Origin of the sequence: Pontibacter sp. FD36 (genome assembly GCF_015686655.1) — a bacterium.
In the GTDB taxonomy this organism is placed as follows: Bacteria; Bacteroidota; Bacteroidia; order Cytophagales; family Hymenobacteraceae; genus Pontibacter.
Genome location: NZ_JADPMP010000007.1, coordinates 268,546 through 291,644 on the forward strand (window position 1 = coordinate 268,546; position 23,099 = coordinate 291,644).

General features: G+C 48.7%; 23 protein-coding genes and 1 tRNA gene. 10 read left to right on the forward strand and 14 right to left on the reverse strand.

The window, feature by feature from the left end:
• Positions 1-77 precede the first annotated feature (77 nt).
• Together I0P70_RS21480 and I0P70_RS11805 are read left to right on the forward strand one after the other, a co-directional pair.
• Positions 78-644, forward strand: a complete 567-nt coding sequence (locus tag I0P70_RS21480) for a sulfatase-like hydrolase/transferase (RefSeq protein ID WP_255531014.1) — start codon at positions 78-80, stop codon at positions 642-644.
• On the forward strand, positions 641-1,789 hold the full coding sequence (locus I0P70_RS11805) for a sulfatase-like hydrolase/transferase (RefSeq protein WP_255531015.1): 1,149 nt from the start codon (positions 641-643) through the stop codon (positions 1,787-1,789). Before I0P70_RS21480 ends, I0P70_RS11805 begins: the two co-directional genes overlap by 4 nt.
• Before the next feature lie 136 nt (positions 1,790-1,925).
• Here I0P70_RS11805 and I0P70_RS11810 read toward each other — a convergent pair whose 3' ends face one another.
• From I0P70_RS11810 to I0P70_RS11825, 4 genes are all read right to left on the reverse strand, one after another.
• A complete protein-coding gene (locus I0P70_RS11810; protein WP_196118004.1) occupies positions 1,926-2,978 on the reverse strand; it encodes a c-type cytochrome in 1,053 nt (350 codons plus the stop codon).
• A 161-nt stretch (positions 2,979-3,139) separates the two neighbouring features.
• A complete protein-coding gene (locus tag I0P70_RS11815) occupies positions 3,140-4,792 on the reverse strand; it encodes a bifunctional UDP-sugar hydrolase/5'-nucleotidase (protein ID WP_196118006.1) in 1,653 nt (550 codons plus the stop codon).
• Between the two features lie 617 nt (positions 4,793-5,409).
• Positions 5,410-5,481: transfer RNA gene (locus I0P70_RS11820), tRNA-Glu, on the reverse strand.
• Between the two features lie 141 nt (positions 5,482-5,622).
• Positions 5,623-8,046 carry an ABC transporter permease gene (locus I0P70_RS11825; RefSeq protein WP_196118009.1) on the reverse strand — a complete coding sequence of 808 codons (2,424 nt, stop codon included), beginning with the start codon at positions 8,044-8,046 and terminating at the stop codon, positions 5,623-5,625.
• Between the two features lie 243 nt (positions 8,047-8,289).
• Here I0P70_RS11825 and I0P70_RS11830 point away from each other — a divergent pair, with 243 nt between their 5' ends.
• The gene (locus tag I0P70_RS11830) at positions 8,290-9,678 is read left to right on the forward strand and encodes a sigma-54 dependent transcriptional regulator (protein ID WP_196118011.1); all 1,389 of its coding nucleotides are present in this window, start codon (positions 8,290-8,292) and stop codon (positions 9,676-9,678) included.
• A complete protein-coding gene (locus I0P70_RS11835) occupies positions 9,668-11,029 on the forward strand; it encodes a PAS domain-containing sensor histidine kinase (RefSeq protein WP_196118013.1) in 1,362 nt (453 codons plus the stop codon). The genes I0P70_RS11830 and I0P70_RS11835 overlap by 11 nt, the downstream gene beginning before the upstream one ends.
• A gap of 5 nt (positions 11,030-11,034) precedes the next feature.
• On the opposite strand, the gene I0P70_RS11840 is transcribed toward I0P70_RS11835, so the two are convergent.
• Entirely contained in the window at positions 11,035-11,898 is an 864-nt protein-coding gene (locus tag I0P70_RS11840) for an SDR family oxidoreductase (protein ID WP_196118015.1), read from the reverse strand.
• A gap of 184 nt (positions 11,899-12,082) precedes the next feature.
• On the opposite strand from I0P70_RS11840, the gene I0P70_RS11845 reads away from it, so the two are divergent.
• Complete coding sequence (locus I0P70_RS11845; protein WP_196118017.1) at positions 12,083-13,405, forward strand: DUF5103 domain-containing protein; 1,323 nt, start codon at positions 12,083-12,085, stop codon at positions 13,403-13,405.
• Between the two features lie 223 nt (positions 13,406-13,628).
• On the opposite strand, the gene ychF is transcribed toward I0P70_RS11845, so the two are convergent.
• Together ychF and I0P70_RS11855 are read right to left on the reverse strand one after the other, a co-directional pair.
• Positions 13,629-14,726 carry a redox-regulated ATPase YchF gene (ychF, locus tag I0P70_RS11850; RefSeq protein ID WP_007657540.1) on the reverse strand — a complete coding sequence of 366 codons (1,098 nt, stop codon included), beginning with the start codon at positions 14,724-14,726 and terminating at the stop codon, positions 13,629-13,631.
• 132 nt (positions 14,727-14,858) lie between these two features.
• Positions 14,859-15,215 carry a DUF3276 family protein gene (locus I0P70_RS11855; RefSeq protein WP_007657542.1) on the reverse strand — a complete coding sequence of 119 codons (357 nt, stop codon included), beginning with the start codon at positions 15,213-15,215 and terminating at the stop codon, positions 14,859-14,861.
• Positions 15,216-15,363: 148 nt separating this feature from the next.
• Here I0P70_RS11855 and I0P70_RS11860 point away from each other — a divergent pair, with 148 nt between their 5' ends.
• Positions 15,364-15,774, forward strand: a complete 411-nt coding sequence (locus I0P70_RS11860; RefSeq protein WP_076421954.1) for a septal ring lytic transglycosylase RlpA family protein — start codon at positions 15,364-15,366, stop codon at positions 15,772-15,774.
• A 12-nt stretch (positions 15,775-15,786) separates the two neighbouring features.
• On the forward strand, positions 15,787-16,698 hold the full coding sequence (locus tag I0P70_RS11865; protein ID WP_196118019.1) for a DUF58 domain-containing protein: 912 nt from the start codon (positions 15,787-15,789) through the stop codon (positions 16,696-16,698).
• 1 nt (position 16,699) lies between these two features.
• Here I0P70_RS11865 and I0P70_RS11870 read toward each other — a convergent pair whose 3' ends face one another.
• Both I0P70_RS11870 and I0P70_RS11875 read right to left on the reverse strand, forming a co-directional pair.
• Positions 16,700-17,335 (reverse strand): DNA-3-methyladenine glycosylase, encoded by a 636-nt coding sequence (locus tag I0P70_RS11870; protein ID WP_196118021.1) that lies wholly within the window; start codon positions 17,333-17,335, stop codon positions 16,700-16,702.
• A gap of 47 nt (positions 17,336-17,382) precedes the next feature.
• On the reverse strand, positions 17,383-18,423 hold the full coding sequence (locus I0P70_RS11875) for a low specificity L-threonine aldolase (protein ID WP_196118023.1): 1,041 nt from the start codon (positions 18,421-18,423) through the stop codon (positions 17,383-17,385).
• Between the two features lie 79 nt (positions 18,424-18,502).
• Between I0P70_RS11875 and I0P70_RS11880 the strand changes: the two genes are divergently transcribed.
• Positions 18,503-18,685, forward strand: coding sequence for a hypothetical protein (locus I0P70_RS11880; protein WP_040574265.1), 183 nt, complete (start codon positions 18,503-18,505; stop codon positions 18,683-18,685).
• Positions 18,686-18,792: 107 nt separating this feature from the next.
• On the opposite strand, the gene I0P70_RS11885 is transcribed toward I0P70_RS11880, so the two are convergent.
• Both I0P70_RS11885 and pyrE read right to left on the reverse strand, forming a co-directional pair.
• Positions 18,793-19,290 carry a metallophosphoesterase gene (locus I0P70_RS11885; protein ID WP_196118026.1) on the reverse strand — a complete coding sequence of 166 codons (498 nt, stop codon included), beginning with the start codon at positions 19,288-19,290 and terminating at the stop codon, positions 18,793-18,795.
• A gap of 16 nt (positions 19,291-19,306) precedes the next feature.
• Positions 19,307-19,945 (reverse strand): orotate phosphoribosyltransferase, encoded by a 639-nt coding sequence (gene pyrE / locus I0P70_RS11890; protein ID WP_196118028.1) that lies wholly within the window; start codon positions 19,943-19,945, stop codon positions 19,307-19,309.
• Positions 19,946-20,054: 109 nt separating this feature from the next.
• On the opposite strand from pyrE, the gene I0P70_RS11895 reads away from it, so the two are divergent.
• On the forward strand, positions 20,055-20,735 hold the full coding sequence (locus tag I0P70_RS11895; protein ID WP_196118030.1) for an NUDIX hydrolase: 681 nt from the start codon (positions 20,055-20,057) through the stop codon (positions 20,733-20,735).
• Here I0P70_RS11895 and coaD read toward each other — a convergent pair.
• The 3 genes from coaD to I0P70_RS11910 all read right to left on the reverse strand — a co-directional run bounded on the left by coaD (position 20,689) and on the right by I0P70_RS11910 (position 22,611).
• Entirely contained in the window at positions 20,689-21,168 is a 480-nt protein-coding gene (coaD, locus tag I0P70_RS11900; RefSeq protein WP_196118033.1) for a pantetheine-phosphate adenylyltransferase, read from the reverse strand. The two genes, I0P70_RS11895 and coaD, sit on opposite strands and share 47 nt — an antisense overlap.
• Before the next feature lies 1 nt (position 21,169).
• The gene (locus I0P70_RS11905; protein ID WP_196118035.1) at positions 21,170-22,057 is read right to left on the reverse strand and encodes a DUF3822 family protein; all 888 of its coding nucleotides are present in this window, start codon (positions 22,055-22,057) and stop codon (positions 21,170-21,172) included.
• Between the two features lie 65 nt (positions 22,058-22,122).
• The gene (locus tag I0P70_RS11910; RefSeq protein ID WP_196118037.1) at positions 22,123-22,611 is read right to left on the reverse strand and encodes an NUDIX domain-containing protein; all 489 of its coding nucleotides are present in this window, start codon (positions 22,609-22,611) and stop codon (positions 22,123-22,125) included.
• Between the two features lie 37 nt (positions 22,612-22,648).
• On the opposite strand from I0P70_RS11910, the gene I0P70_RS11915 reads away from it, so the two are divergent.
• Positions 22,649-23,098 carry a PaaI family thioesterase gene (locus I0P70_RS11915; RefSeq protein ID WP_196118039.1) on the forward strand — a complete coding sequence of 150 codons (450 nt, stop codon included), beginning with the start codon at positions 22,649-22,651 and terminating at the stop codon, positions 23,096-23,098.
• Position 23,099 lies beyond the last annotated feature (1 nt).

Genomic DNA, 23,099 nt, shown 5'->3' on the forward strand with positions numbered 1-23,099 from the left:
TGACAGCCGTACTATCAGATGTAACGTATTTATAAGCTGCTTAAAGCTGGGTAGTAATTTAGAAAAGGTTATAGAAAATGGAAGCGAACTCGTATCAGCGGCAACCTAATTTCCTGCTTATTGTAGTGGATGACATGGGCTATTCCGATTGTCAGCCTTTTGGCGGTGAGATCAAGACACCCTACATGCAACAGTTGGCGGATAATGGGGTCTGCTTCCGGCATTTTCACACCTCAGCCCTCTGCGCACCCACGCGGGCTATGCTGCTGTCGGGCTGCGATAACCATGATGCCGGACTGGGGAACATGCCGACCGCGCATGCCACCAACCAATACATGCAGCCAGGCTATGAAGGTTACCTAAATGGTGATGTACTAACTCTGCCGGAAATATTGAAGGGAGCTGGCTACCATACCTATATGGTAGGCAAGTGGCACTTAGGTGAACAGGAAGCCTGGCGGCCGCATGCCCGTGGCTTTGAGCGTACGTTTTCTTTTCTGGGAGGTGGTGTCAGCCACTTTTACGACCAGCGAGCCCTGAGCGCCTACGAGCAGCCGCACACCAAGTACACAGAGAACGGTAAAATAGTCGAAAATCTACCTGAAGATTTTTTTACTCCTCGGACTACTACACGGATAAGATGATGCAGTATCTATCGGAGCAGCAGGACGACAGTCCGTTCTTCGCTTACCTGGCCTTTACTGCTCCTCACGACCCGCTACAGGTACCCGATAAATGGTTGGATAAATACAAAGGTACCTACGATGACGGGTATGATGCCATCCGGGATCAGCGTCTGCAGCGGATGAAGGAACTGGGGTTGGTACCTGATGAGCTAAGCCAGAACGAAGGCAGTGGCCTTTTTAAAAGTTGGGATGAACTTACCGGTGAAGAACGCAGGGAAGAGGCACGGAAAATGGAAGTCTATGCTGCCATGCTAGAAAACCTGGACTGGAACCTGGGGCATTTGTTTGATCGTCTGAAAGAGATAAACAAATACGACGACACCATCATTTTCTTGCTTTCCGACAATGGCGCTAATCCCAAAGAGCCCCATTTTTATGCGCCCAACACCGAAGAGCTGATTGAGCAGGAGTATGATAATCGTCTGGAGAATTTTGGGAAAATAAATTCCTTTATCTCCATTGGCGGGGCATGGGCGGAAGTAGCTAACACCCCTTTGTCCTACTTCAAGTTAACCACCTACGAGGGCGGCACACAGACGCCTCTTATTGTTTCCGGAAAACGAATGCACAAACGCGGCGTGGTTACAGATCAAATGTTGCATGTTACTGACATTCTGCCTACTATTTTAGACTATGCTAATGTTCCTTTCCCGCGCACTGATAAGGATCTGAAGCCACTTTATGGCACCTCGCTGAAGCCTTACCTGCAGGAAGAAACGAAACAGCCTGTTAGAAATAAGTTTGACGTGTTGTGTTTCGAAATAGCAGAATGCAAAGCCGTGCTGAAAGGTGATTGGAAGCTCATCTTTATGCCGCCACCCTACGGCAAAGGCGACGAATGGCATTTGTACAACCTGAGAGAAGACATCAAGGAAGAGAATAACCTGGCCGGGCAGTTTCCAGAAAAGTTCAAAGAACTGAAAGCGAACTGGGAAGCATACGCGTGCTCAGTCGGCTATATCCAATCCAATGGTGAGCCTGCTGTACAAAAATTAGGATATGAAGAGTTTTACCGTTTCGATCCAAAGCATCGGCTGCAAGAAAAACCGAAAGAGAATAATGCATCATCCAAAGAGGATTCTCCGGCAGACCTGGTCGATTAAACGCGTATGAAACTGAATATTAATGAAGGTATCAGGTTTGCCGCTAGCAAACCTGATAATTGTACTTATTCTTGATATCTGCCTGGTGCGGCTAAGCTTTTTGCTGCTGTCTAAATCTGCAGCTTTATGCCCTGCTTTACTTTACTTGTGATGCAATAATGGGCTGAAACGGGCCGTATTTATGCTGTTCTTCTGAAAACCCATCAGAAAAGGGTCCGAATGGGTGGTCATACGGCTTCTTCGAAATATCAGGCCAGTCTTTGCTGATGTCTTTCTTTGGTCTTGGGAGCGAGTTAACATAAGCGGCTACATCCCATGCTTCTTCATCGGTTAGTTGAGGTTTGTCATAGGTTGCTCCCAAAGGCATATTAGCTTTTACATACTTGGCAAAATTTGAAATACGGTATAAGCCCGCTCCGTCGTTGTAGCTGTTTTGTCCCCATAGCGGAGGGTAAACGTATACGGTATTTCCTTCAGGTTTCATTCCTTCTCCTTCCTCTCCGTGGCATACCTGACATTTCTGTATGTACATTGCTTTCCCTAATTCCGGACTGGCCGCGCGGTCCAGCATCTCTATATCCATCAAGCCGGAGCCTTTTATACTTTCTCCTTTCTTAACATCTTTTCCAACCCATTGGATGTAAGCAACCATTGCTTTCATTTCTTTAGAGTCTTTATCAGGTGCGGTTCCATTCAAACTGCGTTCAAAGCAATCGGCTACACGCTTTGTCACATCTTCTTCCACACCTGACCGCGCCCGAACCTTCGGATAGGTAGAGGCTACTAAAGCGTAGTTATTGCCATACGGTTTGGTGCCTGCATCCAGGTGGCAGTTCTGGCAATTCATTCCATTGGATATATGTAGAACACTTCCTTCCGGGCCAAGGTATTGAGCGGTGTTTTTCACTAATTCATGGCCGTATCTGATCAGTTCTCCCTCTGGAGTTGCAGGCAGTGTTGCCAGATCAGGGGCCTTCCACATCTGTTCCTCAGCTACAGGTAAAACAGGTGCGTCCGCAGTGCTATCTGAGAAAACCTGGGTCAGATCCGGTAGTAAAGTATGTACCGCAGTAAAACGTAAGGCCACTACTATAAATACCAGCAATATTGTGGCGATGGTGCTTAAACCTATCAAACTGGTAAACCTTACCAACAGGCTTCCAAAGTCTTGCTCCTGATCTTTTTTCATGATGAACTACATAAGTTGAATATCAGTACAAGCTATTGTATAACCATGTCATAGACTGTGATAAATGTCACAGAGGCAGTAATTTTTAATGGTTTTTCCTTAAAAATAAAAGAGCAGGAAGTATAAACTCCCTGCTCTTTCGGATGCACTAAACTGTGCTCTTATCTGAAAACGTAATCAATGTTTGGCAGCTGCGAAAGCACCGGTGACTCCAGGTCCAGTACTTTGGCTCTTCCATCGATCTGAGGAGAAACAGTGCCATTTTTCTTCAGGTATTCTTCCATTACGTCATGTACCGTATAGTCCAGTACTTTAGGGTCTTTGGCATTTGGCATACGGCACAGCACATGGTCTGGCTCACCTGTTCTGCGGCAGGCAGCCATGGTGTATTCCTTCTTCAGGTCGAGCGGCTTCCCGCCAACCGTGATAGATTGCACACGCTCGCCTTTAGGAGCATTTGCTTTGAAGGTCAGTTCCATACCTGAGAAACGGATTACCCAGCCGCCAAAGCGCTCCAGAGGCTTTTCTGCGAACACATTGTGCAGTTCCTGTTCCATCCAGTTTTTAATCTGCTGGCCAGTAGCTTTTCCTGTTTTTACATTCTCGTTCACAGGCAGCATGTTCCAAATGTCGCTGTATGTAATGGGTGCTTTACCCGAAGCATCCGGCACGATCGGGGTTCCAAAACGGAAGCCATTTGAGATGGCAATGTCAGCACCTGTCTTCCAGCGAACTGCGTCGGTGATCATATTATCCAGTGCATTCTCCACTACCAGGTAGCGGTAGAGTGGTTCTGTGGTATAGCCCAGCACACGGTCCATTTGTGCTTTATAAGGTGCCATCTGCTCATCCACAATTTTCTGCACTGCTGGGTCAGCAGGATATTTCTCAGGGTCTACATCCATCAGCTCGTAGCGCTGGTCCACTATTTTTCCATCTTTTATATCCAGGTCCAGACGACCGACAAAAGAACCGAAGCCTCCCGGCTCTACCACCTGTGCGTACTTGCGCTTGAGCGGTTTTCTGATTCTTTCGTGCGTATCATTTCCCAATACAAAGTCCACGCCTTCAATCTCAGGCTGATCTGCCAGGTAGATTTGCTTGGAGATACCCAGGTGCATTACAAGGAACAGGATGTCCACCCCTTTTTCTTCTTTCAGTTCTTTGATGAGTGGCTGGAGGTTATCATCTAGCCCTTTGAAAATAAGCCCTTTGCTGAACACCGGATTTTGGCGTACCGGCACTTCCGGATCGTTATAAGAGATGAAGCCCAGCTTAACGCCTTTTATTTCCTTGATGATATAAGGTGGGTAAAGCAGCTCAGAGCTGGCTTCGTCATAGATATTGGCACATACCACTGGCTTGCCATACGACTCCAGTATACTGCGCATTTTCTGGCTACCAAAGATCACCTCCCAGTTGCCGGGAATCAGGAAATCGTAGTCCATCGCTTTGATGACCGGGGCAATGGCATCTCCTTCCGACATGGCGGCTACAGCGCTTCCCTGTATCAGGTCACCACCGTCTACAATCACAGTGCCTTCAGGATTTTCTGCCTTTACCTGCTTGAAGAGCGTCTGAATGTTGGCCACACCGCCACGTTCTTTAAATACAAATTCTCCGTTCTCCACGAACATTTCCTGGTGAGGCATTAACTGTCCGTGGATGTCGGCCGTCTGCAAGATGGTGATGGTTTCGATGCCGTCTTTGTTGGCTATTGTTTCTCCCTGCTCTGATGTTTGGCATGAGCTTAATGCAGCTAAGCCAATAAAGGGTAGGGCAGGAAGTAATGTCTTTTTAAATAGGTTAATCATTTTTGTGTTGTTAAGGTTGGATAACAAGGTATTGCGCCATATACCATTTGTTTTTAGCTGTAGCGGTCGTTCCAGAAGTCTTTCATAGTCTTACTTTATTATTTGATCAACACAAAGATGAGGTACTGCTTGCCATAGTTCAGTGACATTGGTTACATAAGTCATTTGTATTTTGAATAACAGGCAGATAGGTAAATAAAAAAGGCCGTACTTTTCAGCACAGCCTTCATTCTAGTAGTTTACAGTTAAGTCACGGCTAGAGCTTATTGATACTACTTCCACTTCGCCTTTTTCATGTTTCTGCAGCCTACTGCAAGGCAACATTACACCAGGTGGCATCTTCGAAAGACCCGTTCATTTTCTTACTCAAGTGGTAACTCATAGCTTTAAGGTTTTGATGCTGGTTATTAAAGATTGTTAGTTCATTAACGCAGGGCAAATAAGAGTGTTCGGATACTCATAAGCACACCAATAAGGTAAAAGTGTCGGCGTAATATAAAATATCTTTAAGCAGTTATTTGAGGGGCTTTCTAAACAGAATAAGGTTTTTTTACTAAACCTTTGTTTAGTGGGGAATAACAAAAAACCCGCTCCAGTTTTACCTGAAGCGGGTTTTGTAGTCCGTAGGGGAATCGAACCCCTGTTGCCAGAATGAAAATCTGGAGTCCTAACCCCTAGACGAACGGACCATTCTGTCGTATTGTGATGCAAATATAGCGGGTAGCTTTTATTTTGCAAAGTCTCCGGCCTTCTTTTTGATAAAAAAACAGCGCATACAGCGTAATTGCCTCACTTTTAGAGAGAAATTTTTTGCTTCATCCTGCACAGTATCACTCTGCTTTTAAAGAAAGAACCGGATTGGCTATAGCTGCCCGTACTGCCTGCGTGCTCATGGTGATCAGTGCAATGATAAGAGTGGCGGCCCCTGCCATCAGGAAAGGTATATACCCGATGCTGATACGGTAGGTAAAGTCCTGCAACCACTCACTCATCAGGTACCAGGCGATAGGGGCTGCCAGCACAAAGGCGATCAGCACCAGTTTAACAAATTCCCTGGAGAAGAGCACTGTGATCTGGAACACTGAGGCCCCCATAACTTTGCGTATACCGATCTCTTTGGTACGCTGGGTGGCCATAAAGGCAATCAGCCCATATAAGCCCAGGCAGCCTATGAATATGGCAATGAAAGAGAAAATCTTGAAAAGGGTGCTCTGCCGTGACTCATCTCTGTAGAAGCGATCAAGCGTATCATCTATAAATTCGTAATGAAATACCGCTTCCGGATAGGCCTTCTGCCATACCTGTTCAAGATGGGCCAGAGCATCCTCTGCCTGTCGCATGTCTATTTTCGCCATCATAAAGAAGTTATCACCTCCACTGGAATAAAAGATGACCGGGTCGATCGGGAAACGGAGTGAATTTTGGTGAAAGTCTTCCACTACACCTACAATAGTTGCCTTCTGTCTGCCTCCATTCAGGTATATACTCTTGCCAATTGCCTCCTCGGGCTGCTGTATGTCCAGTTTTCGGCGCATCGTCTCGTTGATGAGCACTTGCATGACAGAGTCTTTTTCAAAGCCGTCAGCTCTGAACATGCGACCCGTGATGAGCTTAATGTCAAACAGCTCCAGGTAATGCTCATCTGCGGACTTCATGTGTGCCTGGAAAGGTATGATATTTTCTGGGTTGCCAAAGCGAAACGCACTTAAGCGTGTAATTTCAGAAGAAGGGGGCGCAGAGCCGAAAGTAAGTCCATTAAGTGCTGGGTTTTTCAAGATCTCATCGCGAAGCGCTTCTATTTTTTCGCTGTTTTCGCGAGGCAAGGGTACCGTAACAACAGCATCTTTATCGAAGCCCAAATCCTTATTGCGCAGGTATTGCATCTGCTCATTGACAACAAGTGTACAAATGATGAGAACCTGGCAAATGGTGAACTGTAGTACCACCAGGCTACGTCGCAGCGAGAGTCCCCCAACCTCCTGTACCGACATGCGGCTGCGCAGCGCGGCGATCGGCTGGAAGCGCGCTAACAGAAAAGCAGGGTATAGACCAGCGAAGAGTGAGACCAGCAGCACCTGCAGCGTCACAAAGAGTAACAGTTGCGGGTTTTGAATAAAACTGAAAGCTATTTTCAAGCCCAGCAGCTGGTTCAGGTATGGTAAAGCCAGTTCTACTAGTATTATAGACACGAGTGTGGCAGCCAGTGTGATCAGCAGTGTTTCACCCAGGAACTGCAGCATAAGTTGCAGTTGGTTGCTGCCCATAACCTTACGTATACCGATCTCTTTCGCCCTGCGCACAGCCAGTGCCGTCGCCAGGTTTACAAAATTGATGCAGGCAGTCACGAGGAGGAGCAAGCCGATCAGGGCCATCGACCAGATCACTTCTTTGGATATGGTGCGTTGAGAGTAGTTGCCGTAAGCCGGATTGAAATGAATATCCTGGAGCGGCTGAAGGTTGATCAGTTCTCTAGCTGTTCGCTTGTCAGGTATAAGACTTTGTATGATATCGTTTGCCTGTTTTTCTGTTGCTTCCACAGCTGCCTTCTCAGGCAGTAGAGCAAAAGCTGTGTGGTTACTCAGGAGTGTATGCCAGGAGCTTAGATCAAAATTTATAAAGCTGTGCAGGGTAGGATAGGAGACAAGCATCGCGAACGGAAAATCGGTCGTGACCGGAAAGTCAGGTATAACGGCTGCTACCTTTAGCGTTAGTTTGTTGTTGTAGCTGATCACCTTGCCAATCACCTCGTCATCTTCCGGGAAGAATAACTCTGCCATGCTGTTTGTGAGCACCACGTTGTTGGGTTCGCGCATGTAGGGACGAAGGTCCTGCCCACCTGTGCTAAAACTGAAAATCTCAAAAAATTCCGGTTCCACAAAGGCTAGCTGTCCTGGGTTCCGGAAGTGGCGGGGCACCGAGTTTCCATTGCCCGGTATTGTAATCTGGCCATCTGCTTCTGAATATATCTGGGTTATGTTTTCAAAGCCCGGATTATTGTTGCGCAATGCATTGGTAGCCGGAAAGTGAATGGATGTAGTTTGAAAAACGCCATCGGCATAATGCGCATCAATATTCAGCCGGTAAATACGATCACCTTTGCTATGGAAGGCATCGTAGCTGAGTTCATACTGAATGACCAGAAAGAGCAGGATGCTGCAGGTAATGCCCAGGCCCAGCCCCAGTACATTGAGCAGGCTATAGCCTCTACTGCGCAGCAGTGATCGGAAGGCCGTTAGAAAATAGAGCTTTAACATGTCGTGTACAGTTTTAGGAGTGGAACTGTTAGCCTCGTTAAATCCATTGTTGTGCCAGTCCTGCAAAAAGGGCTTTGCCGCCTTTATCAGGTATAGGCGTACTGTTCAACTGACCAGTTGTGGACACTTATTGTCCGTGGCTGGACAGGTATAAGCTATATTTTTCCTAAATTTATCTTAAATTAAGCATTAAAACCGACTGGCATAATTTTCTATCCTCTTTTTCTAAAACCTATACCTGTCATGGAACAAAACCTGGGAAGAATACTGGTGATCGACGACAACGAAGATGTGTTGTTTTCGGCCAAAATGCTGCTGCGCAAATATGCCAAAGAAGTAGTAATGGAAAAGAATCCAAAGAAGATTCCCTTCCTGGTTTCCAATGAAGAGTTCGATATTATTCTCCTGGACATGAACTTCAGCCAGGATATCACGAGCGGGCAGGAGGGTTTTTTCTGGCTAAAAGAAATTCTGAAATATGACCCCTCGGCCGTGGTTGTCATGATCACTGCCTTCGGGGATGTGGAGATGGCCGTGCGGGCTCTCAAAGAGGGAGCAACTGATTTTGTACTGAAGCCCTGGCAGAACGAGAAGCTGCTGGCCACCCTGACTGCCGCCTCCAAACTGCGCCACTCCTACAAAGAGGTAAATCAGCTCCGGCAGGTAAACCGCACCCTCACCGCCGAGTTACAGAACCAGCAGCCGGTCATCACAGGTGAGAGCCAGGCCATGCGCAGTCTGTTCTCCATCATCGACAAAGTTGCCCGTACCGATGCGGACATTCTGCTGCTCGGCGAGAATGGCACCGGAAAAGAAGTCATTGCCCGCACCATCCACCAACGTTCCTCCAGGGCAGATAAGGTGTTTGTGACGGTAGACATGGGGGCCATCACAGAAACCCTGTTTGAGAGTGAGCTCTTCGGGCATAAGAAAGGCGCCTTTACGGATGCGAAAGAGGACCGGGTGGGGCGCTTTGAAGCTGCAAACGGAGGGACGCTTTTTCTGGATGAGATCGGGAATCTGTCGCCGGCACTGCAAAGCAAGCTGCTGACGGTACTGCAGCGAAGAGAGATTATCCGGGTAGGCACAAACAAACCCATTCCCATTGATGTGCGCCTGATCTGCGCAACCAATATGCCCTTGAAAGAAATGGTGCAGCGGCACGAATTCAGGCAAGACCTGCTCTACCGCATCAACACGGTGGAGCTGAACCTGCCGCCACTTCGTGAGCGCCTGGAGGACATTCCCTTATTTGCGGATCATTACCTGCAAACGTATGCCACCAAGTATAAGCAGCCACTCAAGCGACTCTCTGACGCCGCGCTTGCTAAGCTGCGTCGCTATACCTGGCCAGGCAATGTGCGGGAGCTGCAGCATGTGCTGGAGCGTGCCTCGATCATGAGCGATAACCGGGAGCTGCAACCGGATGATTTCTTCTTTATATCGGAAGAACCAACCTTGTCTGCAAACGCCCCGGCAGCAGTGCCTAATTCCCAAAATCTGGAGGACCTGGAGCGACAGGCGGTGCAGCGGGCCATGCAGCTACATGAGGGCAATGTGTCAAAAGCGGCTAAAGAACTGGGCCTGTCCCGCGGTGCCTTGTACCGAAGACTAGAGAAATATGCGCTTTAACAATTACCGGCTACAGTTGGTGCTGCGGCTCATCATGCTGGCACTTACTGTTTTTGCGCTGGCAAAGGTAGGGCTGGAACCTGCCTACCGGGGCACATTCATCGGTCTTGTGCTCTTCCTGCTGCTACAGGTATTCCTGCTGGTGCGTTTTCATGAGCGTACAAACCGGCAGTTCCTGAGCTTCCTGAACTCCATCCGGCACGACGATTTTACAGAGCTTATACCTGTATCGACAGGTGGCAGACTGCACCGGGAACTGGCAGCGGGTCTGAATGAAGTGATGAAAAAATTCAGGGCCGTGCGGGCTGAAAAAGAGGCTCACCTGCATTATTTTGAAGCTATTGTGCAGCACGTTGGTACAGGCATCATCACCTATAAAAACGATGGCAGCATCCTGCTGCTAAACCACGCTGCCCGCAAGCTGCTGCAGGTCGGTGCACTACATCAGATACAGGAACTGGCTGATTTATACCCTGACTTAGCCGTTCGTCTTTCTGGACTGGACCATGGCGAGAAGGCCGTAGTCCCGCTGCGACAGGGGGGCTCGGTTATAAACCTGTCAGTGCAGGTGATCGAATTGGTGATGCTGGGTGATAAGGTCAAGCTGGCATCCGTGCAGAACATACAGCGCGAACTGGAGGACAAGGAGATGGAGGCATGGCAGAACCTAATCAAGGTGTTGACGCATGAAATTATGAACTCTGTGACGCCGATTGCCTCACTCTCAGCTAGTGCCGGTGAGGAGATAAGTGGCTATGTTGATGATACAAATGCTGAAGAGATCACAGTGCTGCGGGACGAACTGCTGGATATACGCCAGTGTCTGCACACGATCAGCCGCCGAAGCGACGGCCTGATTCACTTTGTGAATGACTTCCGCAACCTGACCCGCATTACTGTTCCGGAACTGACATTGATCGATGTGGGGGAGCTGCTCTCAGAAATAAAGACTTTGTTGCGTGAGCAGCTGATACAGCAGGACATTGACTTTAAGATTGAGTTGCGGTCAGGCAGCAGTCTGTTGCTCTCGGCCGACAGAGGTATGGTGGAGCAGGTAATCATCAACCTGGTTAAAAATGCGATGGAAGCAGTTCAGGAAAGAGCCCACAAGCTGATAACTGTACGTGCCTACCTGGATGAGCGAAGCCGCGTGTGCCTGGAGGTGGAGGATAACGGACAGGGTATGACGGCAGAGGCTACGACCAAGATTTTCATTCCTTTCTTCACTACAAAGAAGAGCGGATCAGGTATAGGGCTCAGCCTGTCCCGTCAGATCATGCGTCTTCATAAAGGCTCTATTTCTGTGCAGTCGGAGTTAGATAGAGGAACTACTTTCATACTGAGGTTTTGATCGGCTCAGGAGCTTAGTTGTGGTTCCAGTTCAAAATAGGCCTCCAGCGTACATTGCCCAACTACAGGGGCGACGCAATCTACTTTGCTCACAGCCGTCATAAAAGCCAGTTTGTCGTAGAGGCTACGGCTGAGCAGCCGCACAAAAGGCAGAAGCGTATCCACATAATCGAAGGGAATTTCGGCTACACGTCCGTTGTAACCTGCTGCTTCACATACAAGCTGAGCGAGTTCCTGCCGGGTATAGGTGGTAGGTCCGCCAAGCTCCAGGGATTGACTAGACTTTCCGATGCAGTCGATCGCGATACGGGCCACATCACCATCATAAATAGGGTTCGTGAGTTTGTCTCCCTGCCCAAGCTGCCCAATGTGCCCTTTTCTGGCCATGGCTGCCATTTCTTCAAATACTGAAAACAAGGCAACCGGTTTTAGAATGGTGTAATTGAGTGAACTGTGTCGTAAAGCTTTCTCGAAATAGGCATGTGCCTTAAAATATGCCAGCTGCGGATAACGTCCTGCCCCGAATGCCGACACGTAAATAAACTGCCGAACACCAGCCTGCTCCGCTTCATTTAATAAATTAAGGTTTGCCTTATAATTGATATCGTGAAACGAACCGCCGCCCTGGTGACGGAGGCTTAGATTTTTGCCTAGAGCTGAGATCACCACATCGACTCCTGTACAGCAGCCTTCCACCGAAAAAGGCTTTGTAGCGTCGGCAAGTACGAGCTCTTCCGGATCCGGGAAAAGGGACTGTGCCTTTTTCAGATTGCGCGCCAATACACGCACTTCAAATCCATGCTGCTTTAGCTCCCGGAAAATATGCCTCCCCAGGTGCCCGGTAGCGCCGGCCAGTAGAACTTTTTTCATAGTGAAGGGCTGTTTGTTTCGCGTTAATTCCTATACGTGATAAACGATTGATACGCAGTGTATTAAAGGAAAAATACAATGCTCCACTACGCAGTTACTTCAGCTTTGTTCAAAAATTCCTATCTTCGGATATAATTGCGTGGGCTGTGTTTTTTGTAAGCCCACCAGTAGCTGATAGAATTATATGATGTTCTGGAATAAGTTTAGCAACGCCTTTGCGGTAGCTTCTATTTGTCTGGGCCTGGCAGCCTGTGTTCCGCTTGAGCAGCAGGGATATGCCACTTCGGGTAGTACGGCACAGCAGTCTGTACGCTATGAAGACTATGTGTACGATAACAGTATACGCTCTGTGCAGTGTTACCGCGGTACTGGCGGCCCGGAAGCAGTATTGGAGCCTGCCGTTATTTCCATAGGCCAGGAACAGCCCATTCTGCTTGAGTTCGATCGTCTCAATGCCGGTCCGCAGCGTCTTGTGGCCAAGTTGGTGCACTGCAACGCCGATTGGACCCCTTCCGGACTGAATGACGCGCAGTACCTCAACGACTTCAACGAGTTCTTCATTACAGATGTACAGAACTCCATCAACACCCGCGTGCCCTATGTTCATTACCGCTTTCGGGTGCCGCGCGTGAAACTGAGTGGAAATTATGTGCTGCAGGTAAGTGAGGAGGGAGGCAATCTGCTGCTGACCAGACGTATACTGGTATACCAGAACCTGGTAGCCGTAACAGCCAAACTCGGCATGCCAACCGGGCCGGAGGGCAGAGCAGCCCGCCAGCCCGTAGAGTTCAACGTGTTTTATAAAGACTACGCCTTGGTGAATCCGGCGCAGGAGGTAAAAGCTGTCATGCGTCAGAATCACCGCTGGGATAATGCCAAGGTATACCCAAGGCCGGCTTTTGTACGCGATGATCAGCGGCGACTGGAGTATGTGTTTTTCGAGGCCAAAGATCACTTCCTGGGTTTGAGCGAATTTCGTTCCTTTGACTCCCGCAGTATCCGATTTAAAGGCTTAGGTATAGAGCAGATCAACCTGGAAGCTTCGCCTGTGCATATATTGCTGCAACCTGAACGCAGCCGGGCTGGTACAGCTTATAGCCAGGACCCCGACGCTGACGGTAAAATGTTGTTTGGGAACAGGGAGTATGGTAACTCGATCGTGAATGCTGACTATACCTGGGTGGATTTTGAACTGAAGACAGGGGAGGAGCAAGGCGAAGTATACATACAGGGAGGCTTGACTGACTGGCTGTTAAATGATGAAAGCCGAATGCGCTATGACCAGGAACAGCAGGCTTACAAAGGGAGGCTATTGCTGAAGCAGGGTTATTATAACTACTACTATGCATTAAAGCGCGCCAATGGACAGGCAGCGGATGCCAGCTACTTTGAGGGAAGCCACTTTGCCACAGGAAATACTTATGACATCCTGATCTATTATCGCCCGCCAGGTTCCCGCGCCGATCTGCTGATCGGGTATGAGGAGATTTTGTTCAATAACAGGTAATAGGACTGCATAAATACCTAGTTATGGGTATTTCGCAAGATGGGTAGTCGTTTTATTTTTGAGTATGATAATAGACTGGTAGGATCTGATTTATTTGCTATAAACCTGTCTTCCCTATTACCAACATCAGTGATTATCAGCTTAGAGTTTAGCAGTAAAGTCCATTGTTTACAAAAAAAGGCGGGAGAAAACCCGCCTTTTTTATTATTTGAAACTGTGTAGTTTACACATTGAAACGGAAGTGCATGATATCACCGTCCTGCACCACATAGTCTTTACCTTCCACAGCCATTTTACCGGCTTCTTTGATCTTGGCTTCAGTCTTGTACTCCTGGTAGTCCTTCAGTTTGATCACCTCCGCACGAATGAAGCCTTTCTCGAAGTCAGAGTGTATAACACCTGCAGCCTGAGGAGCTTTCCAGCCTTTCTCGATTGTCCAGGCACGTACCTCTTTCACACCAGCAGTGAAGTAAGTGATCAGGTTGAGCAACTCGTAAGAAGCCCGGATCAGCTTGTTCAGGCCAGACTCCTTTAAACCATACTCAGCCAGGAACATTTCTTTTTCCTCCGGATCAGTCAGTTCTGCGATTTGCGCTTCGATGGAGGCGGATATGAGAACAACCTGCGCGTTTTCGTTTTTCACGTGCTCTTCCAGGGCCTTCGAGTATTCATTGCCGTCGTTCATGGAATTTTCGTCCACGTTGGCAGCGTAAATCACAGGCTTGTCTGTCAGCAGGTTCAGTTCGCTGATCGTTTCTTTGTCGTCTTCGGTAGCGTCGAGGCTACGGGCGTTCAGGCCCTGCTCTAAATGATTCTTGTACTTCTCGAGCGAAGCCAGTTCTTTTTTGGCTTTTGCATCACCCGCCTTGGCAGAACGCTGTACCTTGATCATCATTTTCTCGATAGACTCCAGGTCTTTCAGCTGCAGCTCCGTGTCAATGATCTCTTTATCAGAAATAGGATCTACTTTGCCAGCTACGTGTACGATGTTCGGATCTTCGAAGCAACGCACCACATGGATGATGGCATCTACCTCACGGATGTTGGCCAGAAACTTGTTACCCAGACCTTCGCCTTTGCTGGCACCTTTCACCAGGCCGGCAATGTCCACAAATTCGATCACGGTAGGCAATACACGCTGCGGCGTAACCAGTTCTTCCAGTATTTGGAGGCGCTCGTCAGGCACAGTTATCACGCCCACGTTCGGTTCGATGGTACAGAAAGGGTAATTGGCAGATTCTGCCTTAGCATTCGAAATAGCGTTGAACAAAGTGGACTTGCCCACGTTTGGCAGTCCCACGATTCCGCATCTTAGTCCCATTTATCTTTATCTTGTTTTATATCAGGGCGCAAAGATACGAAATTTCAGTCAGTTTAGGGCAGGGGCTGGGGGTATAAAAAAAGCCCGTGCTGGAAACACGGGCTCTCGGTCGCTAAACTAAAAACGGGGAGTCTATTCCCACTTCAGTTCTTCATCAAAAGACACCTCGGCATTGGCCACCGGTACCGGAGTTGCCTCGGTTTCGGCTGGTCTTTCGAGGGCGGCGAGGGCCTCTTCAGTCAAAAGTTCGGATTTAACGTGATCGATTGTGCCCTGTAAGGCTTCCATGAACTTCACGAAGTCTTCTTTATAAAGGAAGATCTTGTGCTTCTCGTACGAGAACTCGTCATCCTTAAACTTGCGCTTGCTCTCTGTGATGGTCACATAGAAGTCGTTTGAGCGAGTTGATTTCACATCAAAGAAATACGTTCTCTTCCCTGCTCTTACTCTTTGGGAATAAATTTCTGCTTTGTCGTTGTTCTCTTCCACCGTGTTATAGACGTTAAATTCAACTTTCTGAACCTAAAGCTAACATATTGTTCTGATATATAAAAATTTTTGAATTTAAAATTTAGCCATTTTGCAGCGCTGCAGAGATTTAATTCTATATTTGTCACCGGACCAAATATAGTATAGTATGAATTTGCTTTCACTTATACTAGTATTTCTCTTTTCTTTCAATTCTGGCACGGCCCTTTATTCAGCTGACGGCAAGGCTTCATACTACGCCGACCGCATGCACGGACACCGAACCGCCAACGGAGAGCGCTATGACAAAACACAGCTCACGGCCGCTCACGCCACTTTGCCATTCAACACCTATGTGCAGGTAACCAATGTGCGCAACGGCAAATCGGTGATCGTGCGCATCAACGACCGCATGGCACACAGCCGACATCGCATCATCGACCTGTCCAAGGCGGCCGCTCAGCAGATTGAGTTGATCCGGGAGGGGATCGCCTCAGTACAATTGCACGAAGTTCCCGACGATGGACAACCCGAAATGACAACCGTCGTTTCTGAGATAAAGCCGACCGGAAAGAAATAAGCCTATACCTGTATGAAAAAGCCGCTCACCCTAGCCGATATTCAGAAATTTGAGAACTTGGAATTTCTGGCCAAGCAGCTGGTAGAGGGCTTTATTACGGGGCTGCATCAGTCGCCTTATCATGGCTTTTCGGTAGAGTTTTCAGAACACCGGCTTTACAACAGCGGCGAAAGTACCCGCCACATCGACTGGAAAGTTTTTGCCCGCACCGATAAACTATTTGTAAAGCGTTTCGAGGAAGAAACGAATTTGCGCTGCCATATTCTGTTGGATGTTTCGCCCTCTATGTACTATCCGGTAGAAAGTCATGGTAAACTCACCTTCAGTGTACTGTGTGCCGCTGCCCTTGCCACCTTGCTTCGCAAGCAGCGTGATGCCGTAGGTTTGGTGACTTTTGCCGACACTATCCGTCAGCAAACGCCTGTTCGCTCCACAGCCTCTCACTTGCATACCTTGTTACTGCTCCTGCAAAAGCAGCTGGAAGAAGCACCATTCCGCGCTCAGACGGATGTAGCTTCTGTCATCCATCAGATCGCCCAGCAGATCCCGAAACGTTCGCTCGTGGTTATCTTTAGCGACATGCTTGGGCAACACGAAAACAGCGATGCCGTTTTTGCCGCCCTGCAACACCTGAAGCACCAGAAGCACGAGGTGTTGATCTTTCATGTGATGGACCGCCGTACCGAAGAAGAGTTTGACTTTGCTGAGCGACCCTATGTGTTTGTGGATGTGGAGACAGGGCAGGAACTGAAATTACAACCCTCCCAGGTGAAAGCCCATTACCAGCAGGCCGTTAATAATTATAAACGCGAGCTCGAGCTCAAGTGCGGGCAGTATAAGATTGACTTTGTGCCAGTTGATATCAGTGAACCGTTTGACAAAGTGCTCTACAGCTACCTGATAAAGCGGGCGAAGGTGCGGTAAGTTAACCTGGTGCGTTGTCCAGCGACTGCCACAAGTATTTACAAGCTACCGATCGGTAAGGCCTCCAGTTCTCAGCAATCTCTAACATGCGAGCTTTCTGTAGTTTCCCAGATTCCTCCAACCCATAGTGCCGTTTCATAGCATTCTGTATACCCAAGTCATCTACAGGCATCACGTCCGGTCTTTCCAGTGCAAACATCAGCAGCATCTCTACCGTCCAGCGGCCTATACCTTTTATTTGGGTCAGGTGCTGTATAAGGGCTTCGTCCTCCATGGCATCTATAAGCGTATGCTCTAAGTTTCCACCTTGCGCAAAAGCCGCCACATTGCGCACATAGCCAATTTTTTGAAAGGAAAGACCGGCTCCCCGGAGGGTTTCATCCGGCGTTTCGAGCACCAGGTGAGGGTGCGGGTAGTTGTCAGGGAAAAGTTCTTTGAAGCGCCCAAAAATGGTAGCGGCTGCTTTTGTGCTGAGCTGCTGCGATACTATAGCGCTGAGCAACCTGAAGTATATATCCTCTGATCTGGATGATTCAATTGACCGGCCCTGCTCCACGATCTGAGCCATGACCGGATCTTGCCTAAGTACCGACAGTGCATCAGGAGCAAGGTAGTGGTGCGTGTTTTCTGAGGCCATGGCTGCAGAGATGTAATAAGTTAGAAAATGGTATAACAGGTGACGGACTAAACCGTCACCTGCTTTTTGTTGAGACTGTGTAGCACCTGCAGCACATGCTGCAGCATTTCTTCGCTCACATCCAAATGCGTCACAAAACGGATCATCTGCGGACCAAAACTGCTGGTATGTATTTGCTGCTCTGCCAGTGCGGCAACAAAATCTACATCCTTATACCTATCGTTAAGCTTGAAGATGACAATGTTAGTTTGCACGGGAAGCACATACTCCACGTAATCCGCTTCGTTTAAAACTGCCTCTAGCTGCTTCGCCTTCTGATGATCTTCAGCTAGTCGCTCCACATGTTGGTCCAGCGCATAGATGCCGGCTGCTGCCAGATAACCGCCCTGTCGGATACCGCCACCAAGCACTTTGCGGATGCGGCGTGATTTTTTGATGAACTCTTTCGTACCCAGCAGGAGAGAACCTACCGGCGCACCTAGTCCTTTTGAGAGGCAGATTGAAATACTGTCGAAGTAAGTACCGTATTCCTGAGGGTTTTCACCAGACGCGACCAGGGCGTTGAACACACGGGCACCATCCAGGTGCAAGGCGATGCCATGGCGCTTGCATACCCCAGAGATAGCCGCTATCTCAGGTAAGGTATAATAGGAACCACCTCCTTTGTTGCAGGTGTTCTCCAGGGCCACCAGGCGGGTAGGAGGGTAGTGGATGTTGTCCGGACGGATATGGGCCTCTACCTGCTCCGGAGTCATTTTGCCGCGTTCGCCATGCACGAGTGCCACTGAGGCACCGGAGTTAAACATAATGCCGCCACCTTCATACTGGTAAATGTGCGCCGTAATATCACAGATCACTTCCGTCATCGGCTCGGTATGGGCCTTGATGGCAATCTGGTTGGTCATGGTGCCAGAGGGGCAGAAAAGGCCTGCTTCCATTCCAAAAAGCGCTGCAGCTTTCCGTTCGAGGGTATTTATGGTTGGGTCTTCTTCGTACACGTCGTCGCCTACCTGGGCAGCAAACATGGCTTGCAGCATGGCAGGAGTGGGCTTTGTGACGGTGTCGGAGCGGAGATCTGTTATATTCATATCGAATTTGATGCTAGAAATACTTTACTTTGTAAAAATAATAACTTACTTTTGCCCTTCAAATTTAAATTTTGCAACGATGGGAGTTACTAGACTTAAAAGAAAAGACCGTAAGAATAAGGCAAGAGCAAACAACAAGGTTGCCAGAATTAAGCAATTGCTTTTGACGCCAGTTATTAAGAACGTGGACATGGACGAGCTGCGTGCTCAGTTCGGTGAAGCGCCTAAGAACAAGAAGGAAGAAGAAGCTTCTGCTGAGTAGTCTTTTACGGCAAAGTAAAACCATCTGCCTGCCAACGCTGTGAAAGCTTCGGTTGGCGGGTTTTCGAAAGACTTCAAAGTGTGCTTGCACCAGCAGGCACGCTTTTTTTATGCCCTCTTGCCAAGCTCGATCACCTGCAGATCGCGCACCTGCCCATTGTCGATGGCAAAGCGCACCATCGTACGCACCTTATGAAATCCGTGCCTGCCAGCTGCACCCGGATTGATGTGCAGCAGGTTGTTCAGACTTTTGTCGGTCATGATCTTGAGTATGTGCGAGTGTCCGGTGATGTAGAGGCCCGGAGGGTTCGCCTTGATTTCCTGCCTTATATCCGGATGATATTTTCCCGGATAACCCCCAATGTGCGTCATCAGCACATCCAGTCCATTGGCATTGAACCGTAGTACCTTTGGGTAAAGTGAGCGGATGTCCTGTCCGTCAATATTGCCATACACGCCCCGAAGGGGGGCCACCTCGCTGAGACGCTCCGCTACCATGGCAGTGCCAAAGTCACCGGCATGCCAGATCTCGTCCCGATCGGCGAGGTGCCGCAGGATCTGATCATCCATATAGTCGTGTGTGTCAGAGAGGAGGCCTATTTTCATGCTATACCTTGTGTGCTTATACCTTCCAGGTTTCAGGGGATTGACGCCACTCAGCCAGTGTAGGCATGGCTGACTCCGGGATGTAACCGTTCTGCATGGCGGCTTCGGTCAGCGCCTGGTAATCGCTGAGACAGTGCAACGGTATACCTGCTTCCCTGAAGTTGTCTTCAGCCAAAGCAAACCCATAGGTGAAGATCGCTGCCATACCTACTACATTGCCGCCTGCCGATCGCACTGCTTCTGCTGCCTTCAGTGAGCTGCCACCTGTCGATATCAGGTCTTCCACCATGACCACTTTCTGGCCGGAGATCAGTTTCCCTTCTATCTGGTTGGCCATACCGTGACTCTTTGGCTGCGGGCGCACGTACAAGAAAGGCATTTCCAGTAGATCGGCGACCAGTGCTCCCTGGGCTATACCTGCCGTGGCAACTCCTGCGATGGCTTCAGCATCCGGAAAGTTCTGTTTGATCATTTCGGCTAATTGCTGCTTGATGTAGCTTCGGATGTGCGGAAAGGATAAGGTCACGCGGTTATCGCAGTAGATGGGCGAATTCCAACCGGAGCTCCATTTAAAGGGCTGTTCTGGTCTCAATTTCACGGCCTCGGTTTCCAGCAGGAAAGAGGCTACCTGATGTGCTGTCGTCTGATTATCCATGGCCGAATTTAAGAAATATTTCCCCTTTTTAGCGACCTGTATTTTCTTTACAGCGAAATATTGATTGATTTGTGTAAATTTCAAGCCTGATACACGAGCACTTGACCCTATGAACGTTTTTATTAACGATATTCCGCTTATCCTCAAAAAGTCAAACGAGAAGGTACACCGTCATCACTACGACCTGGTGCTCGCTGCTGACAACCACTTCACCTCTAAAGATCTGGTAGGGGACGTGCTGATTAAAGGGGCTGACCCGCAGTTGATAGATCGTATTGTGCGGCTTATGGAGGTGAAGAAGCTAAAAAAGCTAAATTCGCTTACATTGGTTGCCAACAAGAAAAAACAATTGATCGAGCACCTCAAAGATCAGTTCAAGATTGTGAAAGCCGGAGGCGGGCTGGTGCTGAAAGATGGAAAAATCCTGATGATCTACCGTCTGGGGGTTTGGGACCTGCCTAAAGGCAAACTGAACAAGGGCGAGAAGACGCAGGATGGTGCTGTGCGCGAAGTAGAGGAGGAATGCAATATCTCGGTAGAAGTATTAAATAAACTTCCGAAGACCTGGCATTCTTATGCTTTTAAAGGCAAGAAGATCCTCAAGAAGACAAGCTGGTACCTGATGGACTGCACGGATGACAGTCTGATGAAGCCCCAAGCGGAGGAGTTTATAGAAGAAGTGCGTTGGATGACACCGGAAGAGGCCATGGAAGTACTGCCCAAAGCCTATACCTCGATTGCCTTTATTGTACGGGAATATCTCCAATCGCTGAAATCTGGAAAGGTATAAATTCGTCTACATTGCCACCAAAGCGATGAATTTCGCGGATGATCGTAGAGCTGATGGCCGCCAAAGCTGGTGAGGTGATCAGGAACACGGTCTCCAGGTCTTTGTTGATGTGACGGTTAGCCTGGGCTATCGTGTTTTCATATTCGAAGTCGGTGGTGTTGCGTAGCCCGCGCAGCAAAAAAGTAGCGTTCACTTCACGGGCAAATTCTGCTGTAAGTCCTTTATAAGAGCGTGCCGTAATATTGGGCTTATCTTTGAAAACCTCTCCGATAATATCCACCATCTTCTCTACTGGAATGTAGCGTTCTTTACTGCTGTTGTTGCCAATGGCGATAATGATCTCATCAAACATTTTGGAGCCCCGCAGCACCACATCCAGGTGGCCATTGGTAAAGGGATCAAACGAACCTGGGAAAATGGCGACTTTTTTCATTTTATTCACAAAAGTGTAAGCTGAACAGTTCGAAATAGCGATGTTCGAAGAGGTCATCGAACTTGTAGCTGTAGCCCACATCAGCAGGGCGTTTGCCGAAGCGTACCTGCCGGATGTATTTTTTGAGCATATTGAAGAGGCTGGAATCCGGCGTGATATCGCCCCAGGCGGTGATCGTCTCCTGCTCGGGATTCATCTTCTGCTCCTGCATCACAAAAATGACGAAATAGATGAAGTCTTCCGGACTCAGGTAATGGAATACGTTACAGAACTGCAGCCCGTTTTCATCCACTACCAGCACGGTGACATAATTCCGCTCCACAAACAGGTGCATGATGCGGCCTGCATTACGGTCGGTCTGGTGCAGCGCACTCTTGATCAGCGAGCTGGTTTGGTGGGTAAACTGTACGTTGCGCTCCGGGAAAATGCTTTGAGCCATTCGGTAAATCACCCCATCGATCGCAAAAATGTTAACTGCATCAAGTCCCAGGGTGCGGTTGTAAAGAATGACATGCTGCTGCGGGTCGAGGTTGCTGTGCAGGCGCAGGTAGTCTTCCTGGTGAGCAGGGTCAAACAGTGTTTCCGGTACCAGAGTGAAGAACTGATTGCTCACGCTGATGCGGACATCTAGCCAGCGCTGCTCCTGCAGGATGGGACTTTGGTCGGCGATCAGACGCAGCTGCTCCGCTATTTGAAGCGGCGTGAATACCGTTATGAGCTCATAATCTTCCAGCGCGACAAACTTGTTACGCTCCACGTCAGCAACGGCCAGTCGCATGGCTCTGGAGCTGATGGCAATGTACAGGTTGCAATTGCCTGCCTGCGAAAGCTTAAAAGCCTCATCCTGTATCTGGTAGGACAGCCGAAAGTGCGTGTTGATGGTGTTCAAGGTATATGAGCTCCAGGTAATACTATATTGTGCTATGCAAGTATACTAAAAATATAGTAAAATGATCATGCCTGTACAAAGCGATGTGGCATCCCAAACAGATCATCCAGTGAAAACAGGTAATGCAGCACACGGTGTTTGTCTGCCAACGGTATCTGCCGGATCTCGGCCAGGCTTAGAAAAGCCACCTCTTCGATCAGCTGCTGTTCGTGGCTTGCTTCCGGATCTATACCTCTTACCAGTCCACCGCCTATCAGTTCCAACTCAAAGAACAGCTCAACAGCCTGAAGCGGCTCCTGGAGGAATTCATTCACGAAAAGGAAACGCTTTACTTTCGTCTGCAATCCTGTTTCCTCCAGCACTTCACGCACCAGACAGGCCTCTACAGTTTCGCCATATTGCAGTCCACCTCCAGGCGGAGCCCAGAAAGCTTCATTGTTGAGTGTTGACTGATGGCGCACGAGCAGTAGTTTGTCGTCTTGCAGGCAAATGCCGCACACGCGGAGCCTTACTTTGCCGGCGTAAGCAGCGGCATTGGGGTTTAGTGTGTTCATGTTTGCGATAGCGGGGTATAGGTGGTAAATTTACAAAATGATTCAGACCTATAACCCCGATTTTCGGGCAGATATAAAAGAAAAGCTGGAGCGCCAGGAGTTTATGAAGCTCATGGGCTTTGAAGTAACTAAAATTGAAGTAGGCCGAGTAGAAGGTGAACTTGTGCTGGAACAGAAGCATAAGCAACACAAAGGCTTCGCGCATGGCGGCGTTATTGCGACGCTGGCCGACATTGTAGCAGGTTTTGCCGCCGTGAGTCTGGTGCCCAAGGGCCATCACGTGGTCACAGCCGAGATCAAGGTATCCTATTTCCATCCGGGTGTGGGTGACAAACTGATAGCCAAAGGCTTTGTGCTAAAGCAGGGGCGTAAGCTAAATTTCTGTGAGGCTGAGGTATACGTAGTGAAAGGTGCGCAGGAGCCCCTACTGATCGCCAAAGCAAGTGCTTCCATGGCGAACATTGCACCAGAAGAGTTGAGGAGTTAAA

Coding starts and splice junctions, on each gene's coding strand:
- I0P70_RS11895 (WP_196118030.1), top strand. CDS start 20,055: ATGAACGTTTTTATTAACGATATTCCGCTTATCCTCAAAAAGTCAAAC.
- pyrE (WP_196118028.1), bottom strand. CDS start 19,945: ATGGATAATCAGACGACAGCACATCAGGTAGCCTCTTTCCTGCTGGAA.
- I0P70_RS11875 (WP_196118023.1), bottom strand. CDS start 18,423: ATGAATATAACAGATCTCCGCTCCGACACCGTCACAAAGCCCACTCCT.
- I0P70_RS11835 (WP_196118013.1), top strand. CDS start 9,668: ATGCGCTTTAACAATTACCGGCTACAGTTGGTGCTGCGGCTCATCATG.
- I0P70_RS11830 (WP_196118011.1), top strand. CDS start 8,290: ATGGAACAAAACCTGGGAAGAATACTGGTGATCGACGACAACGAAGAT.
- ychF (WP_007657540.1), bottom strand. CDS start 14,726: ATGGGACTAAGATGCGGAATCGTGGGACTGCCAAACGTGGGCAAGTCC.
- I0P70_RS11840 (WP_196118015.1), bottom strand. CDS start 11,898: ATGAAAAAAGTTCTACTGGCCGGCGCTACCGGGCACCTGGGGAGGCAT.
- I0P70_RS11845 (WP_196118017.1), top strand. CDS start 12,083: ATGATGTTCTGGAATAAGTTTAGCAACGCCTTTGCGGTAGCTTCTATT.
- I0P70_RS11870 (WP_196118021.1), bottom strand. CDS start 17,335: ATGGCCTCAGAAAACACGCACCACTACCTTGCTCCTGATGCACTGTCG.
- I0P70_RS21480 (WP_255531014.1), top strand. CDS start 78: ATGGAAGCGAACTCGTATCAGCGGCAACCTAATTTCCTGCTTATTGTA.
- coaD (WP_196118033.1), bottom strand. CDS start 21,168: ATGAAAAAAGTCGCCATTTTCCCAGGTTCGTTTGATCCCTTTACCAAT.
- I0P70_RS11885 (WP_196118026.1), bottom strand. CDS start 19,290: ATGAAAATAGGCCTCCTCTCTGACACACACGACTATATGGATGATCAG.
- I0P70_RS11810 (WP_196118004.1), bottom strand. CDS start 2,978: ATGAAAAAAGATCAGGAGCAAGACTTTGGAAGCCTGTTGGTAAGGTTT.
- I0P70_RS11805 (WP_255531015.1), top strand. CDS start 641: ATGATGCAGTATCTATCGGAGCAGCAGGACGACAGTCCGTTCTTCGCT.
- I0P70_RS11865 (WP_196118019.1), top strand. CDS start 15,787: ATGAAAAAGCCGCTCACCCTAGCCGATATTCAGAAATTTGAGAACTTG.
- I0P70_RS11815 (WP_196118006.1), bottom strand. CDS start 4,792: ATGATTAACCTATTTAAAAAGACATTACTTCCTGCCCTACCCTTTATT.
- I0P70_RS11915 (WP_196118039.1), top strand. CDS start 22,649: ATGATTCAGACCTATAACCCCGATTTTCGGGCAGATATAAAAGAAAAG.
- I0P70_RS11910 (WP_196118037.1), bottom strand. CDS start 22,611: ATGAACACACTAAACCCCAATGCCGCTGCTTACGCCGGCAAAGTAAGG.
- I0P70_RS11880 (WP_040574265.1), top strand. CDS start 18,503: ATGGGAGTTACTAGACTTAAAAGAAAAGACCGTAAGAATAAGGCAAGA.
- I0P70_RS11860 (WP_076421954.1), top strand. CDS start 15,364: ATGAATTTGCTTTCACTTATACTAGTATTTCTCTTTTCTTTCAATTCT.
- I0P70_RS11825 (WP_196118009.1), bottom strand. CDS start 8,046: ATGTTAAAGCTCTATTTTCTAACGGCCTTCCGATCACTGCTGCGCAGT.